Source organism: Micromonospora chokoriensis (assembly GCF_900091505.1).
GTDB lineage: Bacteria > Actinomycetota > Actinomycetes > Mycobacteriales > Micromonosporaceae > Micromonospora > Micromonospora chokoriensis.
Genome location: NZ_LT607409.1, coordinates 4,590,771 through 4,606,870, shown reverse-complemented (window position 1 = coordinate 4,606,870; position 16,100 = coordinate 4,590,771). Strand labels below are relative to the sequence as shown.

General features: G+C 74.0%; 14 protein-coding genes. 2 read left to right on the top strand and 12 right to left on the bottom strand.

Annotated elements, in window-relative coordinates:
- Positions 1-76 precede the first annotated feature (76 nt).
- The 4 genes from GA0070612_RS21210 to GA0070612_RS21195 all read right to left on the bottom strand — a co-directional run bounded on the left by GA0070612_RS21210 (position 77) and on the right by GA0070612_RS21195 (position 5,329).
- Positions 77-2,551 carry an ABC transporter permease gene (locus GA0070612_RS21210; RefSeq protein WP_088989504.1) on the bottom strand — a complete coding sequence of 825 codons (2,475 nt, stop codon included), beginning with the start codon at positions 2,549-2,551 and terminating at the stop codon, positions 77-79.
- A 147-nt stretch (positions 2,552-2,698) separates the two neighbouring features.
- On the bottom strand, positions 2,699-3,364 hold the full coding sequence (locus GA0070612_RS21205) for a response regulator (protein ID WP_088989503.1): 666 nt from the start codon (positions 3,362-3,364) through the stop codon (positions 2,699-2,701).
- Complete coding sequence (locus tag GA0070612_RS21200; protein WP_088989502.1) at positions 3,361-4,572, bottom strand: sensor histidine kinase; 1,212 nt, start codon at positions 4,570-4,572, stop codon at positions 3,361-3,363. Before GA0070612_RS21200 ends, GA0070612_RS21205 begins: the two co-directional genes overlap by 4 nt.
- A 49-nt stretch (positions 4,573-4,621) precedes the next feature.
- Positions 4,622-5,329, bottom strand: a complete 708-nt coding sequence (locus GA0070612_RS21195; RefSeq protein WP_088989501.1) for a DUF305 domain-containing protein — start codon at positions 5,327-5,329, stop codon at positions 4,622-4,624.
- 138 nt (positions 5,330-5,467) lie between these two features.
- Between GA0070612_RS21195 and GA0070612_RS21190 the strand changes: the two genes are divergently transcribed.
- Together GA0070612_RS21190 and GA0070612_RS21185 are read left to right on the top strand one after the other, a co-directional pair.
- A complete protein-coding gene (locus GA0070612_RS21190; RefSeq protein WP_088989500.1) occupies positions 5,468-6,913 on the top strand; it encodes an LVIVD repeat-containing protein in 1,446 nt (481 codons plus the stop codon).
- Positions 6,914-7,072: 159 nt separating this feature from the next.
- The gene (locus GA0070612_RS21185; RefSeq protein ID WP_088989499.1) at positions 7,073-8,284 is read left to right on the top strand and encodes an ArsB/NhaD family transporter; all 1,212 of its coding nucleotides are present in this window, start codon (positions 7,073-7,075) and stop codon (positions 8,282-8,284) included.
- Positions 8,285-8,320: 36 nt separating this feature from the next.
- Here the strand turns inward: GA0070612_RS21185 and GA0070612_RS21180 are convergent, their stop codons facing one another.
- From GA0070612_RS21180 to GA0070612_RS21145, 8 genes are all read right to left on the bottom strand, one after another.
- Positions 8,321-9,910: an asparagine synthetase B family protein gene (locus GA0070612_RS21180; protein WP_088989498.1), complete on the bottom strand. Its 1,590-nt coding sequence runs from the start codon at positions 9,908-9,910 to the stop codon at positions 8,321-8,323.
- Positions 9,911-9,914: 4 nt separating this feature from the next.
- Entirely contained in the window at positions 9,915-10,883 is a 969-nt protein-coding gene (locus GA0070612_RS21175) for a DUF5715 family protein (protein ID WP_088989497.1), read from the bottom strand.
- Between the two features lie 100 nt (positions 10,884-10,983).
- The gene (locus tag GA0070612_RS21170; protein ID WP_088989496.1) at positions 10,984-11,793 is read right to left on the bottom strand and encodes an isocitrate lyase/PEP mutase family protein; all 810 of its coding nucleotides are present in this window, start codon (positions 11,791-11,793) and stop codon (positions 10,984-10,986) included.
- Positions 11,790-12,836: a cytochrome P450 gene (locus GA0070612_RS21165; protein ID WP_231924283.1), complete on the bottom strand. Its 1,047-nt coding sequence runs from the start codon at positions 12,834-12,836 to the stop codon at positions 11,790-11,792. Before GA0070612_RS21165 ends, GA0070612_RS21170 begins: the two co-directional genes overlap by 4 nt.
- Positions 12,837-12,894: 58 nt before the next feature.
- Entirely contained in the window at positions 12,895-13,635 is a 741-nt protein-coding gene (locus GA0070612_RS21160; RefSeq protein WP_088989495.1) for an ArsR/SmtB family transcription factor, read from the bottom strand.
- 10 nt (positions 13,636-13,645) lie between these two features.
- Positions 13,646-14,188: a 2'-5' RNA ligase family protein gene (locus GA0070612_RS21155; RefSeq protein WP_088989494.1), complete on the bottom strand. Its 543-nt coding sequence runs from the start codon at positions 14,186-14,188 to the stop codon at positions 13,646-13,648.
- A 134-nt stretch (positions 14,189-14,322) separates the two neighbouring features.
- The gene (locus GA0070612_RS21150) at positions 14,323-14,928 is read right to left on the bottom strand and encodes a response regulator transcription factor (protein ID WP_088989493.1); all 606 of its coding nucleotides are present in this window, start codon (positions 14,926-14,928) and stop codon (positions 14,323-14,325) included.
- Positions 14,925-16,079 (bottom strand): sensor histidine kinase, encoded by a 1,155-nt coding sequence (locus GA0070612_RS21145; RefSeq protein ID WP_197699207.1) that lies wholly within the window; start codon positions 16,077-16,079, stop codon positions 14,925-14,927. The genes GA0070612_RS21150 and GA0070612_RS21145 overlap by 4 nt, the downstream gene beginning before the upstream one ends.
- Positions 16,080-16,100 lie beyond the last annotated feature (21 nt).

The following is a 16,100-nucleotide window of genomic DNA, read 5'->3' as shown; positions in this document are numbered from 1 at the left end:
GGCACCGCTGGCCGGTCCCGCCTGCGACAGTTCGCGGGACCGGCCGGCGGATGTCCGTCCGAGCAGCCGTCTCCGGTCACTGGTCGGCCAGCGCCTCGACGACCGGACGGGACAGCGCCCGGCGGGCCGGCAGCACGGAGGCGAGCAGGGCGGCCACCACCGCGACCGCGAGGGTCAGACCGAGCTGACCGAGCGGCAGCACCACGTGGAAGTCCCCGCCGAGGCGGGCCAGCAGGGCCATCGCGGAGGCGCTGACGCCGGTGCCCAGCGCCACGCCGAGCACCGCGCCGACCAGCGCCATCAGCACCGCCTCCACGGCGAGTACGGCCCGCATGCGACCCCGGGTGAGCCCGACCGCCCGCAGCACCGCGTTCTCCCTGGTCCGTTCGACCACCGACAGGCTCAGCGTGTTCGCCACGCCGACCAGTGCGATCACCACCGCCAGGCCGAGCAGCGCGGTGACGAAGACGAGCAGCATGTCGACGGTGCCGGTCAGCATCTTCTTGTACGCGCCCTGGTCCAACAGGTTCACCGTCGGGTAGCGGCCCAGCACCGTCTCGATCACCGCCCGGGCCTGCTCGGCGCTCACCCCGGCGGCGGGGTCGACCTCGGCGAGGAAACCACGCTGGTCGGGGAAGAGCGTGGCGAAGTCGGCGTCGGCCATGTCGATGACGTGTCCGGTGGGCGCGCCGTCGCCGGCCGTGTCGTCGGTGACCACGGCGGCCACCTGGAACGAGTGGCCCCGCACCGTCACCGGTGACCCGACCTGCCAGCCGCGGGCCTGCGCCAACTCCCGGTGTACCAGCACCTGCCCCGGCCCGACCCGACCGGCGTCGCCGGTGAGCACCGCACCCAGGGTCCGGCCGACCAGCGCCGGGTGGGCCGCGCGGATCTCGACGTCACCGACGACGGTGCTGCGCTGCTCGTGCACGACGCCCAACTCGGGTCGGGCGGTGAGCTCGCCGGCGAGCGCGGCCGGCAGGTTCTGACCGATACCGCTGATCACGAAGTCGGTGCCGATCTGGGCGTCCACGCTGCGTTCGATGCCGTCCTTGGTGCTGCGGGCGCCGACCATGAACGCCGACACCAGCCCGATCCCGATCACCAGGGCGGTGGCGCTCGCGGCGACCCGCCGCGGGTTGCGGGTCGTGTTGGCCACCGCCAGGTCGCCGATCGTCCCGAGCACGCGGCGGGCCGGCCAGCCGAAGACCCGGGCCAGGGCCGGGACGAGCACCGGCCCGAACAGGACGATCCCGAAGAAGGTCAGCACCCCGCCGGCCGCCACCAGCAGCAGTTGGCCCGCGCCGGCGGCGCCGATCAGCGCCGCCACACCGACGGCCAGGACCACTGCGCCGGCAGCCAGCCGCACCCGACCAGCGGCGCGCGCGGGCTGCACCGCGGCGTCGGTCAGCGCGGCCACCGGGGCGACCCGGGTCCCCCGCCAGGCCGGGAGCAGAGCGGCGCACACTGTCAACGCGGTGCCCAGGAGCAGTCCGGTGAGGACTGTCGAGCCGGTCACGGTCAGGCCGCCGGCGACCGGCGCGTCCAGTCGGGACATCACCAGTCGCATCCCGCCGGCGAGGACCACCCCGAGCAGCACACCGCACGCGGAGGCCACCAGCCCCAGCACCGCCGACTCCAGCACGGCGGCCCGGAAGACCTGACCGCGCGTGGCCCCGACCAGGCGCAGCAGGGCGGTACGCCGGGTGCGCTGCGCCAACACGATCGCGAACGTGTTGGCGATGACGAAGCCGGCCACCACCACGGCGACCCCGACGAAGATCAACAACAGCATCCGGAACTGGTCCAGGTTGCGGACCGCGTCCTCCACGGCCTCGTCGAGGATCTGCTGACGGCTCTTCACCACGGCCTCGCCGTCGACCACGGCGCGCAGCCGGTCGGTCAGCGCCGCGACGGAAGCACCCGGTCGGGCCGCCACCAGGATCCGGCCGTACCCACGCTCGCCGGTGAGGGCCAGGGCGTCCGGCCCGACCATCCCGACGAACGGGCCGCCGACATCACGGGCGGTGCCCGCCACGTCGACCGTGCCGACCAGGGTGTACGGCCGGGCCGGACCGCTGGAACCACCGACGCGGACCGCGGCGCCGAGCGCGAAGCCCTCCGCGGCGACCGTCTTCGCGTCGAGCACCACCTCTCCGGCGCGGTCGGGCAACCGTCCGGCGACCACGTCGTACGAGCGCAGGGCGTCCTCGGTGGGGATCGCGGCGAGCATGGTGAAGCCGAGGACCGGTCGGCCGTCGACGCCGAGCACCCCCGCCGTGTTGGTCAGCTCACCGCCCGCCGCGGCCACCCCGTCGACCGCGCGCACCCGGTCGACCAGGGTCGGCGGCAGCGCCTCCCGCCCGGCCGAGTAGACACCCAGGTCGGTGTGGCGGTCGAACGTGCCGGCCCGCTCGTACGTCCCGGCGCGCATCCCGTCGACGAAGATCATGGTGCCGGCGACGAACGCGACGCCGAGCACGACGGCCAGCGCGGAGAGCAGCATGCGCAGCGCCTCGGCACGCAGCGAGCGCAGGGTCAGGCGGATCAAGCGGGGCTCCCGGTGCAGGTGGCGGATCGGACCCTTCCGACGCTAGGACCGACACCTGCCCGTCGATCTCCACCTGCGCGCTCGACCTGTGTGCGCCCCGGGTCGCGGTGCTCCCGCCGGTGCCTACGACCCAGGTCGTACGCGGCGTCATCCGCCGGGCGTGACCAGCCCGCTCTCGTACGCCAGGACCACCGCCTGCACCCGGTCGCGGAGCTGGAGCTTCGCCAGGATCCGCCCGACGTGTGTCTTCACCGTCGCCTCGGCCACGTGCACCCGGTTGGCGATCTCCACGTTGGACAGCCCCTGGGCGACCAGCAGCAGCACCTCCCGTTCCCGTTCGGTGAGCTGCGCCAGTCGAGGGTCGGCGGTCGGCGGGGTGCCGAGTTGCCCGGCGAAACGGTCCAGCAGCCGTCGGGTGATCGACGGGGCGACCACGGAGTCGCCCTGGGCCACCACCCGGATCGCGGCCAGCAGCTCCTCCGGTGGGACGTTCTTGAGCAGGAACCCACTCGCACCGGCCTGCAGGGCCGCGAACGCGTCGGCCTCGGTGTCGAAGGTGGTCAACACCAGCACCCGGGGTGGACCGGCGGGCCGGTCGGCGCAGAGCCGCCGGGTCGCCTCCACCCCGTCCATGGTCGGCATCCGGATGTCCATCACGACGACGTCGGCCTCGGTGCGGGCGAGCACCCGCAGGGCGTCGGCGCCGTCGATCGCCTCGCCGACCACCTCCAGGTCGGGCTGGGAGTCCAGCACCATGCGGAACCCGGCGCGGACCAGCGCCTGGTCGTCCACGATCACCACTCGGATCGTCATGCCGCGATCACCTCCGTTGCCGGCTCCGACGGTAGCGGTAGCCGCACCTCGACCTGCCAGCCCCCGACCGGCCGGGGGCCGGCGGTGAGGCTGCCGTCGTACACCGTCACCCGCTCCCGCATGCCGAGCAGGCCGTGACCGCCCGACGGCGCCGGGCTGACCAGGGGGCGGCCCAGACCGTTGTCGAGGACCCGGACCACGACGGCCTCGTCGCCGTAGGTCAGCGCGACCTCGACGCGGGCGCCGACCCCGGCGTGCTTGAGCGCGTTGGTCAGCGCCTCCTGCACGACCCGGTAGACGGTCAGCTCCAAGCCCGGGGGCAGTGCCGGGGGCGCCCCGGTGACGGTGCTGCGGATCCGCAGGCCGGCGTCGTCGAACCTCGCCAGCAGGTCGGGCAGCTCGGCCAGGGCCAGGCGGCGGTGCTCCGGGTCGGCGGCCACGACGGACCCGTCGGTGCCGCCCGGTCCGGCGTCGCGCAGGACGCCGACCAGCCGACGCATCTCCTCCAGGGCCTGCCGGCCGGTGTCCGCCACCACCTTCACCGCGGTACGCGCCTGGTCGGGGTCACGGTCGAGCATGAACCGCGCGCCGTCCGCCTGCACGATCATCACCGCCATGCTGTGGGCGACCACGTCGTGCAGCTCCCGTGCGATCCGGGTGCGTTCCTCGGCGACCGCCGCCCGGGACTCGGCCTCCCGTTCGCGTTCCAGGGTGGTGGCCCGTTCCTCCAGGCTGAGCACGTAGAGCCGGCGGGTGCGCACGTTCAGCGCTACCAGCCACACCGCGCCGGTGACCAGGGCGTACCACAGCGCGGTGACCCACCACTGGATGACGCCGGGGGTCTGCGCGGTGGCCAGCAGCACGCCCACGGCGGCGACCGCGCCGGCCAGGACCCCGTCGCGGAGCCGCTCGCCGTACTTCACCATGCTGTAGAGGGCGATCAGGACGGCGACGTCGTAGACGAGGGGGCCCCACTCGGCGACCACCTGGACGAGGGCGAGCGCCGCGACCACCACGGTCACCGGTCTCGGGTGGGTACGGCGGAACAGCAGCGCCACCGCCATCCCCACGCCGACCAGGGTGGCCGCCCACCCGCCGGGCTGGGCGACCGCCGAGGCCACGGAGACGAGCACCACCAGGGCCGCGACGGCCACGTCGAAGGCGACGCCGCGCAGCGGGCGACCGAACAGGGTGCGTCTCACGGTCACCCAGGGTACGTGCTCCGGCGCTGCCCGCCCTCGGGCCCCGCGTCCGGGCTCAGGAGTCGAGGATCTCGCGCATGCGGTCGATCTCGACGGTCTGCTCGGTGGCGACGGCGTTGGCGAACTCGTTGAGCGTCAGGTCGGCGCCCACCGTGAGCAGTTTGGTGGCCATCTCGATGGCGCCCTGGTGATGCTCGGTCATCATCCGGACGAAGAGCCGGTCGAAGTCGGCGCCCCGGGTGGCGGCGAGCTGCCGCATCGCCTCGGGCGACTGCATGCCGCGCATGGTGCCGTGGTCGTGCCCCTGGACCTCCGCCGGGAGGCCGCGGGTCTGCAGCCAACCGCGCATCATGCCCATCTCCGGCCCCTGACTGGCGCGGATGCGCTCGGCGATCGCACGGACGTCGGGGTCGGCGGCCCGGTCCGGGGCGAGCTCCGCCATCGCCAGGGCCTGCGCGTGGTGCGGGATCATCATCTGGACGAACGCGACGTCCAGCGAGTTGTGCGGGGCGGGGCCGACGTCACGGACCTCGTGCGCGGGGCGGGTGGCCGCCGTCTCCCCGGGGCGGCCGGGCGCGATGACGGTCAGGTCGGTGGGGACGGGGCTGACCGTCGGCGGCGCGGTGGAGGCGGCGGGGGCGGAGACCGGTCGCCCGGTGCCCGTGCCGGTGTCGTCGCCGAGACGGATCACCAGGAACGCCACCAGTGGCAACACGAGCGCCAGTGTGACGACTGCCAGGGTGCGCGCGCGCCGATTGGTCATGGGCCACTCCCTGAGGTCGAGGTCACCGCGATGCTATCCATTGAAGAACTCACTTTCATGTGATCCAGCTCACATCGACGTTCTTCGTCGGGCGGTAACGTGTCGACCATCGTCTCCCCCTTGCGAAGGGCCCCGCCGATGATCAGACTCCACAAGCCACGGTTACGACACCTGCGCGTCGTTGCGGTCGCCACAACCGGCCTCCTCGTCGCCAGCGCCCTCATCGCCCCGGCGAGCAACGCACAGACGGTGCCGCAGGCCGCCCCGGCCCCCGCCCTCACCAACACGATCCCCGGCGTCGACGAGATCGTGAGCAGCCCCAACCTGCGCCAGATCGCCAACGTGCCCAAGGTCGCTCCGCTGGACGCCACCAACAGCGACATCGCCTTCCAGGGCAAGTACGCGTTCGCCGGCAACTACAACGGCTTCGTCATCTACGACATCTCGCGGCCCAGCGCGCCGACGGTCAAGGCCCGGGTGCTCTGCCCGGGGTCGCAGAACGACATCTCCGTCCACGGCGACCTGCTCTTCCTCTCCACCGACTCGTCGCGCAGCGACGACTCCTGCAACAGCACCACGCAGGGGGCGGACGTGAAGGGCTCGTGGGAGGGCATCAAGATCTTCGACATCAAGGACAAGGCCAACCCGCGCTACATCAAGTCCGTCGAGACGGCGTGCGGCTCGCACACCCACACCCTGGTGCCGGGCAAGGACCGCAAGGCCGTCTACCTGTACGTCTCCTCGTACAGCCCGCGGGCCGAATTCCCGGACTGCCAGCCGCCGCACGACTCCATCTCCATCGTCAAGGTGCCGCTGAAGAAGCCGACCGACGCCGCGGTGATCGCGGCGCCGAACCTCTTCCCGGACGGCGGTTTCCCGGGCAGTGAGACCGGCTCGGCGACCACCGGCTGCCACGACATCACCGTCTACCCGGCCAAGGACCTGGCCGCCGGCGCGTGCATGGGTGACGGCATCCTGCTCGACATCAAGAACCGGGAGGCACCCCGGGTCATCAACCGGGTCCGGGACGAGGTCAACTTCGCGTTCTGGCACTCGGCCACCTTCAACAACGCCGGCACCAAGGTGATCTTCACCGACGAGCTGGGTGGCGGCGGGGCGGCGACCTGCAACGAGACCGTCGGCCCGAACCGGGGCGCGGACGCCATCTACGACATCTCCGGCCGCGGCAACGCGCGGACGATGACCTTCCGCAGTTACTACAAGATCCCCCGGGCGAACGCCGACACCGAGAACTGCGTGGCGCACAACGGCTCGCTGATCCCGGTGATCGGTAAGGACATCATGGTCCAGGCGTGGTACCAGGGCGGCATCTCGGTCTGGGACTTCACCGACTCGGCCAAGCCGAAGGAGATCGCCTTCTGGGAGCGCGGTCCGCTCTCGGCCGACCGGCCCGTCGGCGGCGGCACCTGGTCCGCGTACTACTACAACGGCTACATCTACTCGAACGACATGGTGAAGGGCCTGGACGTCCTGGAGCTGAACGACTGGCGCACCTGGACGGCCAAGCTGACCCGCTACCAGGAGCTCAACGTGCAGACCCAGCCGAGCTACCTCGGCTGGTAGGCACCGAGGCTGGTCGGCACCGAGCACGCGGCCGGGCCCGGTCCCCGATCTTCGGGGGCCGGGCCCGGCCACGTCCGGGGAGAGCGACGCCGTGGGACCGGTCACCCTCTCCCGGGGTTGCCGAGCGCGAGGTCAGGGCCTGTGCCAACGTGACCCGATGTGACAGTCGCCGCCCCGCCCGAACCGACCACGCGCCGGCGGCCCCACCCGCTGGACGTGGTGGCGGCCGTGCTCGCCGTGCTCGGCGCGGCCTGCGCGCTGAGCGGGCTGCTCCCCCGCGCGGAGACCACCCAGACCCTGCACCGGATCCTGCCGCTGCTGCTGTTCCTCGGCACCGTGATCGTGCTGGCCGAGCTGACCGCCGTGGCCGGTGTCTTCGACGTGCTGGCCAGTCGACTGGCCCGGGCCTCCCGGGGCCGCTGGGCGGCGCTGTTCCTGCTCTGCGGCGGTCTTGCCACACTCACCACCCTCGTGCTCAACCTCGACACCACCGCGGTGCTGCTCACCCCGGTCCTGCTCGCGCTGGCCCGCAACCTGCGGATTCCCGCCGCCCCGCTCGCCGTCACCACGGTCTGGTTGGCCAACACCGCCAGCCTGCTGTTGCCGGTGTCGAACCTGACGAACCTGCTGGCGGCCGACCGGGTCGACCTGGCACCCCTGACGTACGCGGCCCGGATGGCGTTGCCGCAGGTCGCCGCCGTCGCGGTCACCATGGCCGTGCTCTGGTTCGGGTGGTGGCGGCGGGACCGACCCGTCGGCGGACGGTTCGTTGCGCCGGCCCCCCACGTGCCCGCCGATCCGGTGCTGCACCGCACGGCGCTGGCCGGTTGTCTGCTGTTCGTCGCCGGCATCCTCGCCGGAGTGGAGATCGGTCTGGCCTCCACCGTCGCGCTCGCGCTGGTGCTGGTCGGGTTCGTCGTCCGCTCCCCCGCGACGCTGCGCCCGGGGCTGGTCCCGGTGCGCCTGCTGTTCTTCGTCACCGGCCTGTTCCTGGTGGTGCAGACCCTCGGCCGGCACGGGCTGGACGACCTGGTCGGCACCCTGCTCGGCGCCGACGGCGGGGCGCTGGGCGCCCTGCGCGCCGGAGGCACCGGAGCGCTGCTGGCCAACGGGGTGAACAACCTACCGGCCTACCTGGCCGGCGAGTCGGTGCTGCCGAGCGCCGACCACACCCGCCTGCTGGCCCTGCTGATCGGCACCAACGTCGGCCCGCTGGCCGCCCCCTGGGCGTCGCTGGCCACGCTGCTCTGGTTCGAGCGGTGTCGCGCCGCCGGAGTGGCGGTGCCGGTGACCCGGTTCGTGCTCACCAGCGCGCTGCTCGCGGTCACCGGCACGCTCACCGCGGTCGGGGCGCTGCTGCTGGTGAGCTGAACGCCGGCCGACCCGACGCCGCCGGGTGACCGCTGGTCAGCGGCGGGCCGGGCGCGGGCCGACCAGTCGACGGACCATCGGCGCGGCGTTCCACCTGGCCGCGCCGACCAGGTCACGGGCATGCTCCAGGACGGTGTAGTCGGACCGGCTCAGCCCGTCCGCGATCGCCCGGTCCAGGTCGTTGCCGCAGCGGCTGAGGACACTGTCGAAGTCCCGCCGGACCGGCTCCTGCAGGTCGTAGCCGAACGAGCGGTGCAGCCGGGCGAACAGCGGCTTGTACAGCCGGACCCGCTCGTGCAACCCGGACGAGTAGGACATCGGGTTCTTGGGCCGACGCAGGATGTAGTCGGGCAGCACGTCCGCGAACGCCCGCCGGACGATCCACTTCTCCTGTCCGTGGCGGATCTTCAGATTCAGCGGCAGCCGCATCGCCAGTTCCACCACGCTGAGGTCGAGGAACGGCAGCCGTGCCTCCACCCCGTGCCCCATGGCGGCCCGGTCGACCCGCTGCAACTCCGTACGGCACAGGTTGCGGATGCGGTGCAGGAACAGCCTGCGCGCCGCGGCGGGACCGACTCGGTGGTACATCGGGTAGCCGCCGAACAACTCGTCGGAGCCGTCGCCGGTGAGCACCACCTTGATGCCCAGGTCGCGCAACCGCCGGAAGATCGGCACCGAGACCACCGCGTTGATGATGTCGCCGTACTCGGTCAGCTCGGAGATCCGGATCGCCTCCCGGACGTCGGCGAGCCGGATGTCGCGCGGACGCAGCTCGACCACCACGTGCGGCACGTCGAGGTCGGCGGCGAGCCGCCGGGCGTACGCCACGTCGGGGCTGTCCGCCACGCCGACCGTCACCGCGACGCAGTCGGGGTGGATGTCGCGGACCTGCCGCAGTGTCAACGAGCTGTCCAACCCACCGGAGAGCACCACCCCGACGGTCAGGTCGGTCTCCACCCGCATCCGGATCGCGTCGCTCAACGCGGCACGGACGAGCAGGGCGGCCTCGTCCGGGTCGTCGATGACCGGCAGGCCCGCGCCGATGGTGAGCAGGTCGACGTGCGGCCTCAGTCGCACGTGCCCGTCCGCCTCCGCCCAACCGTGGTGCCCGGGCGGCACCTCGCAGATCGGGGCGCCGTGCCCGACGAGCGCCTTGACCTCGGAGGCGAGGTGCAGGCAGCCGGGGCGGCGAGACCAGTACAGCGGCTTCACCCCCACCGGGTCGCGGGCCAGGTAGGTCCGGCCGGTGGCCCGCTCGACGGCCGCGAAGGCGTACTCGCCGCGGAGCCGGGTCACCGCCGCCTCGCCCCACTGCTGGAACGCGGCGAGCAGCACCTCGGTGTCGCTGTCGGTGCGGAAGGCCTGCCCGAGGCGGGTCAGCTGCGCCCGCAGCTCCCGGTAGTTGAAGATCTCGCCGTTGAAGCAGAGCAGCCAGCGTTCGTCGGTGGAGGTCCACGGCTGCACCGCCCGGTCCCGGTCGACGATCCGAAGCCGACGGGTGCCGGCGAGCAGACCGTTCTCCGACCGGGTCTCGGTGACCTCACCGCGCGGGGCCAGGGCGGCGAGCATCCGCCGGAACGTCGCCGGGTCGGCCTCGGGGCCGATGCTCAACGCGATGCCGCACACCGGATCAGACCCCCATCTCGGCCTCGTAGGCCCGGCGGAGACGACGCCGGGCGGTGGGCGCGAGACACAGGTGCCACGCCTGCCCCTCGTCGATCACGTTCAGCTCACCGGCCTTCTGCCGGTTGAGCAGCAGTTCCGCCAGGGTTTCCCGCGCTCCGAAACGCTCGAACCAGGCCAGCTCGACGTCGACGGAGTAGCCGAGGCAGTGCCCGCTGGGCAGCATCGCGGCGTACCCCAGCCGGCGCAGCCGGTACTGGTGCTCGGCGCTGCGGACCAGGCTGGTGACCCACAGCGGCGGGGTGGCCGGCGGTGCGGCGGCGGCGAACTCCCGTCCGATGTCGTTGAGCAGCGCCACCACCTCCCGGCGGGCCCGGCGGAACAGCAGCCCCGCCGTACGGGGGGTGACGTCCGGGCGGAGCCGCCGGCGCAGTCCGCGCGCCGCCCGGCCGAGCATGGTGGCGGGCTGCTCCTGGTAGCGGAAGCGCAGCAGGTCACGGCGGCGCAGCCACTCCAGGTCGACGAGTTCGGCGCTGCCGTTGACCTGGTCGTCGGTGAGGAACGTCGGCGCGTCCTGCCACCAGAGCACGTCGATGCGCGAGAGCAGGTAGATCCGGACCAGCGCGGTCAGGTCGCGTGCCGAGGTGCGCTCGTTCGGCTGGTAGCGGGCCATCTCCAGCAGCAGCGTCTCGCGGGCGCCGATCAGCCCCTGCGGGGTGGCGTCGAGGACGGCGGCGAGCGCCGGCTCCCGCAGCCGCTCGTCGATGAGCACCTGTCGGGCCCGGGTGCTGGTCGCGTCGGCCAGGGCGCCCACCTCGACCAGGAGTTCGGCCACGGCGGCCCGGTAGGCGGCCAGGTCGGGCTCGGCGGTGGGGAGGCGGCGGGGCGTCGTGCCGGAGGGTCGGCGTCGGGCCGGGGCGGTGGGTGACGCGGGAGGGCCGGGTTGCTGTCCCGGACTACGGCTGGGCACTCGCATGACGGGGTCCCTTTCCTCCGGTCCCACACTGGGTACTTCGCCCTGTAACACACCGTAATCGCCGCGACCCGAGCGGACCGAACAATCCTCCTATCTACCCCTAAGGGAGCGAACCGTCCGGTTGTGTCGGTGCCAGCCGCTGCACCTCGGCGTACGACGGCAGCCCCGCCGGGGCCGCGAGCCCGTCGACGCGTACCCCGTCGGCGGCGGCGAGCGCGGCGGCCAGCGCCGCGCGGAACAGCAGCGAGCCGGTGCTGACCCGCGCGATCCCGACCCGACCGAACTCGTTCAGCCCCGGGCCGCCGGGTTGGTACAGCGCGTTCACCGGAGCGTCGATCCGCTCGGTGAGCCCGCGCAGCGTGGCCGGGGCCACGACGCCGGGCACGAAGATCCCGTCGGCGCCCGCCGCCCGGTAGGCGCGAGCCCGGGCGAGGGTCTGCGGCAGCGGGTCGTCGACCCCGAGCCACCAGGTGTCGACGCGGGCGTTGACGAACAGGTCCGGCACGGCCGCCTTCACCGCCGCGACCTTGTCGGCGAGGTGCTCCGGGGCGGCGAGGGTGCCGTCGGCGCGCCCGTCCTCCAGGTTGATCCCGACCACACCGAGGCCGGCCAACTCCGCCACGTACCCGGCGACCTCCGCCGGGTCGTCGCTGAACCCGGCCTCCACGTCGACGCTGAGCAGCACCGGCAACCGCGCCACCCGGCGGGCCAGGGCCACCGTCTCCCGCGCGGTGGCGGCCGTGCCGTCGGGAAGGCCCGCGGCGGCGGCCACGCCGAGGCTGGTGGTGCCGACCGCCGGATGGCCACGCGCGGCGAGTGCCGCCGCCGAGGCGTGGTCCCAGGCGTTGGGCAGCAGCAGGGGCCGGTTACGGCGGTGCAGAGCGTGGAACGCGGCACAACGGTCGATCATCTGACGCTCACCTCCAGGTCGGTCGGGACACGCAGGGTGGGGTGCGGCTCGTGCCGCAGGTCGGCGTGGATGCGCCGGCAGCGGGCGCGCAGCACGTCGAGCACCCCGGCGGCGAGGGCCAGGGCGTGCCGGTCGCCGGGGCAGCCGCGCTCCCCCGCCCCGAACGTCAGCAGCCCGCCGCCGGGGCGACCGGGTCGGAACGCCGCCGGCTCGGTGAACACCAGCGGATCGCGGTTGGCCGCGTCGAAGCGCAGCAGCACCGGGCTTCCCGCCGGCAGGTCCTGTCCACCCAGTCGTACCCCGGTGGTGGTGACGCGCCGGGTCGCCCGCACCGGCGGGTCGAGCCGCAGCACCTCCGCCAGCAGCGCGGTGGTCCCCGCCGACCCGGGCGCGTCCCCGTCGGGACGGCCGTCGACCGGCGGCAGCAGGTGGTGGGCGGCGGCACCGATCAGACCGGCCGTCGCGTCGCAGGCCTGGATGAGCAGACCGACCAGGTTCGCCCGGACCTCCGGCGGGCCCGGCGGCACGAGAGCCAGCACCGTCTGCACCGCCGCGTCGGCCCGCCGGGTCGACGCCGGGTCGGCCCCCGGGTGGTACGCGGCCGCGACGACCGCGACCGCCGTCCCGGCGGCTGCCGGGTCAGCGAGACCGAGTCCTTCGGCCAGCACCCGCAGCGGCACCGCCCGGGCCAGTGCAGGCATCACGTCGAGGCGGTCACCGGCCCGGTCCAGGACGGCGACGGTCCGCCGGGCGGCCTCGCGCCGCAGCGCGTCCGGGTCCAGCTCGGCCAACGCGCCCACCACCGTGGCCCGATGCCGGGCGTGCCGGTGCGGTGCGCTGAACCGGCTGACCGAGGCGCGCAGCCAGTCGAGTGTGCCGGGCGGACCGCTCTCGACGGGCGGCACCCGCAGGTTCGGGTCGGTGAGCGCTGCCCGCACGTCGACGTGCCTCGTCACCGACCAGCCGTGCCCCGGCACGAACGAGGGCGGACCGCAGTCCGGCGTTTCCGGCGCGGGGGCGATGTGGGGCCAGTTGTCAGTCACCGCACGACCGTAGGACCGGAACACTTCGCCGCCCGCCGAACAGTCGGGCCTCGGGCGGTCAGGCGCGGCCGCTCGCCGGTGCGGGGGTCGCAGTGGGGGCGAGGGTGTGCTCGGGGACGGACAGGGTCGCGGCCAGGGCGGTGCGGCCGGTCGGCGTCAGGCGGACCGCCCGTCCGGTCCCCTGGGTGATCCAACCCAGCTCGGCGAAGCGGCGGCGCAGCGCCGCGCCGAGCGCTCCGGCCAGGTGCGGACGACGTTCGGTCCAGTCCAGGCAGTCGCGGACCACGGGGCGTCGAGCGGCACGCAGCGCCGGCACGGGTACGCCCAGGTCGGTCGCCCACGCCCACCCGTGCGCGGTCAACGCCAACCCGCTGGACCGGTCCAACCGCCCGTCGGCCACCAGCGCGTCGTACATCAGCACGCCGAGCCGCCCGGCCAGGTGGTCGTAGCAGGTCCGGGCGTACGCCAGGGCGGCGCCGGTGCTCGCCGCGCGCAGCGAGCCGGTGGGCGCGGGTGGGGCCGGGGCGTGGCCGGCCAGTCGCTCGATCAGCTGGGCCACCGACGGGCCGGCCAGCCGCAGGTAGCGGTGCCGGCCCTGCCGTTCCTCGACGAGCAGCCCGCCCCGCACCAGCAGGGTGAGGTGGTCGCTGGCCGTGGACGGCGCGACCCCGGCACGGCGGGCGAGTTCCCCGGCGGTCCACGCCCGACCGTCGAGCAGCGCGACGCAGATGCCGGCCCGGGTGCCGTCGGCCAGCAGCGCGGCCAACTCAGCCATCGTCCGGCCCTCGGTAGCACTCATGACGCCATCATCAACCCCCGGCGCCGCGACGCCCGCAGCGGAGCCGGGTCAGTGGGGACACCGTCCGGTCGGTGCCGTCGTAGCTGCGCGCGCCGTCGAACGAGCCGACCGGGCGCTGCCCGCCCGCGACGGCCCGGGCCAGCCGTAGGTCCGCGTTGCGGAATCGGAGCGCCAGGCTCAGGTGCGGCACCCAGGCACCCGGCGCGTGCCACGGGCGCTGCCCCTCGGTGTCGGCGAGGACGTCCCAGACGGCGGTGTGCAGCGCGGTCAGCGCGGGCGTGGGTCGGACGAGCCAGACCAACGGAGCGCTGCCGTCGAGAACCACGACGCGGTCGAGGGTGACCGGCACCGGCAGCGCGTCGTCGAACAGCTCGGCCAGCCGGCGCGCGACGCCGGGCGGAATCTCGTCCACCGCGGCGAGGGTGAGGTGCGGCCGGTTGGTCGGGTGGATGTTGCGGGCCAGGCTGGGCAGACCCGCCGCCGCCAGCCGCACCCAGGTCGACCGGATCGCGGTCTCCAATCCGGGCGAGCAGACCAGTTCCACCGTACGCACGCGCCCACGCTAACGGGACGGGAAACCAGCCGAACGACAGACCGGTCTCCCGGAGCAATCGTGGACAGTTTCCATTCGCTCGGAACGGATACTGTCCACGATCTACGTGTCGGACGACCAGAGGATCGAGCGGATCAGAGCCAGCCGTTGTCCCGGGCGGCACGGACCGCCTCGGCCCGGTCGGCGGCACCGAGTTTCTGGACGGCCGCCGACAGGTGGTTGCGGACCGTGCCGGTGGACAGGTGCACCCGGCGGGCGATCACCGCCACCGGTGCGCCGAACTCGGCCAGCCGCAGCGTCTCCAGCTCCCGAGGCGTGAGCGGGCACGCCGGCAGGGTCAGCGCGTCGGCGGCCAGCGACGGGTCGACGTACCGGCCGCCGGCGTGCACCCGGCGGATCACGTCGGCGAGCGCCCCGCCGGGCGAGCCCTTGGGCACGAAGCCCCGCGCCCCGGCGGTCAACGCCTGGCGGAGGTGCCCCGGGCGGCCGTGCCCGGTCAACACGACCACCGCGCACTCCGGACGGACGCGGGCCAGCTCGGCGGCGACGGCGATGCCGTCCAGGCCGGGCATCTCCAGGTCCACCACGGCGACGTCCGGGCGGTGGGCGATCGTCGCGGTGACCGCCGTCGGCCCGTCGGCGGCGTGGGCGACCACGTCGATGTCCGGTTCGAGGCCGAGCAGCGCGGCGACCGCCACCCGGATCAGGTCCTCGTCGTCGGCCAGCAGGACGCGGATCACGACGACACCGGCACTGTTGCCTCGACCGTGAACACCGCGTCCTGGCGACGTGTTCGCAGCTCTCCCCCGGCCGCGGCCAACCGGTCGGCCAGACCCCGCAGGCCGTGGCTGTGCTCGTCCGGGCCGCTCTCGTCGGCGCCGTCGTTGGCCACCGTCATCCTGGCCACGTTCCCCTCCCGGTCGATGTGGATCCGGCACCAGTCGGCCCGGCTGTGCCGCAGCACGTTGGTGCCCGCCTCGCGCAGCACCGCCGCCAGTTCGGTAGCGGCCGGCTGCGGCAGGTCCACGGGTGGTGACGGCACCGTGCAGCGCACTCCGCACGACCGGAGCACCTCCGCCACGGCGGCCACCTGCTCGCCGAGGTCGACCGCGCGGTAGCCGTGCACGCTCTCGCGGACCTCGGCGAGCGCGGACGCGGCGAGCCGCTGCACCTCGGCGGCCTCCCGGCCGGCCCGAACCGGGTCGACGGGTGCGAGCCGCGCGGCGAGTTCGGCCTTCAGCGCGATCACCGTCAGACTGTGCCCCAGCAGGTCGTGCACGTCGCGGGCGAAGCGCAGCCGCTCCTCGGCGGCGGCCAGCCTGCCCTGGGCGGCCTGTCCCTGCCGGGCCTCCACCAGCAGGTCCCAGAACCACACCTGGAACCTGTTGACCGCCGCCACGCCCACCCCGACCCCGCCCGTCACGGCCAGGGAACGCCCCACCGATCCACCGGTCCACCAGGCCACCGCCGCCGACACCAGGAGGGCGCCGGCGGTGACCGCCAGCGCTGCGGGAAGGCGGACCACCAGCGGGGCCATCCCGACCAGGGAGGCGCCGAGCCACGCCCAGGTCGGCCAGGCCCCGGCCGCGACCGGGGCCACCAACGGCACGGTCAGTACCGCCACGACGGCCAGGCCGACATGGGCGCGCCGCCGCCACCGCTGCGCGAGCCAGGGGGTGACCGCCGCGTACAACACGGCGGTCTGGGTGGCCGCGAAGGCGAGGATGCCGACGGCGCCGAGCGCGACGCGGCCGACGTCCGGCTCACGGCTCAGGCCGGCCGCCGGCAGCAGGACGGTCGCCCACATCCCGAGGGCCAGCGACAGCAACGTCGCCCGCCGGGCCCGGAGCAGCCGGCGGTCCGCCCGGGGAGTCGCCGCCTCGCTCGTCACGCGTCGATCCTAGGACCGCGC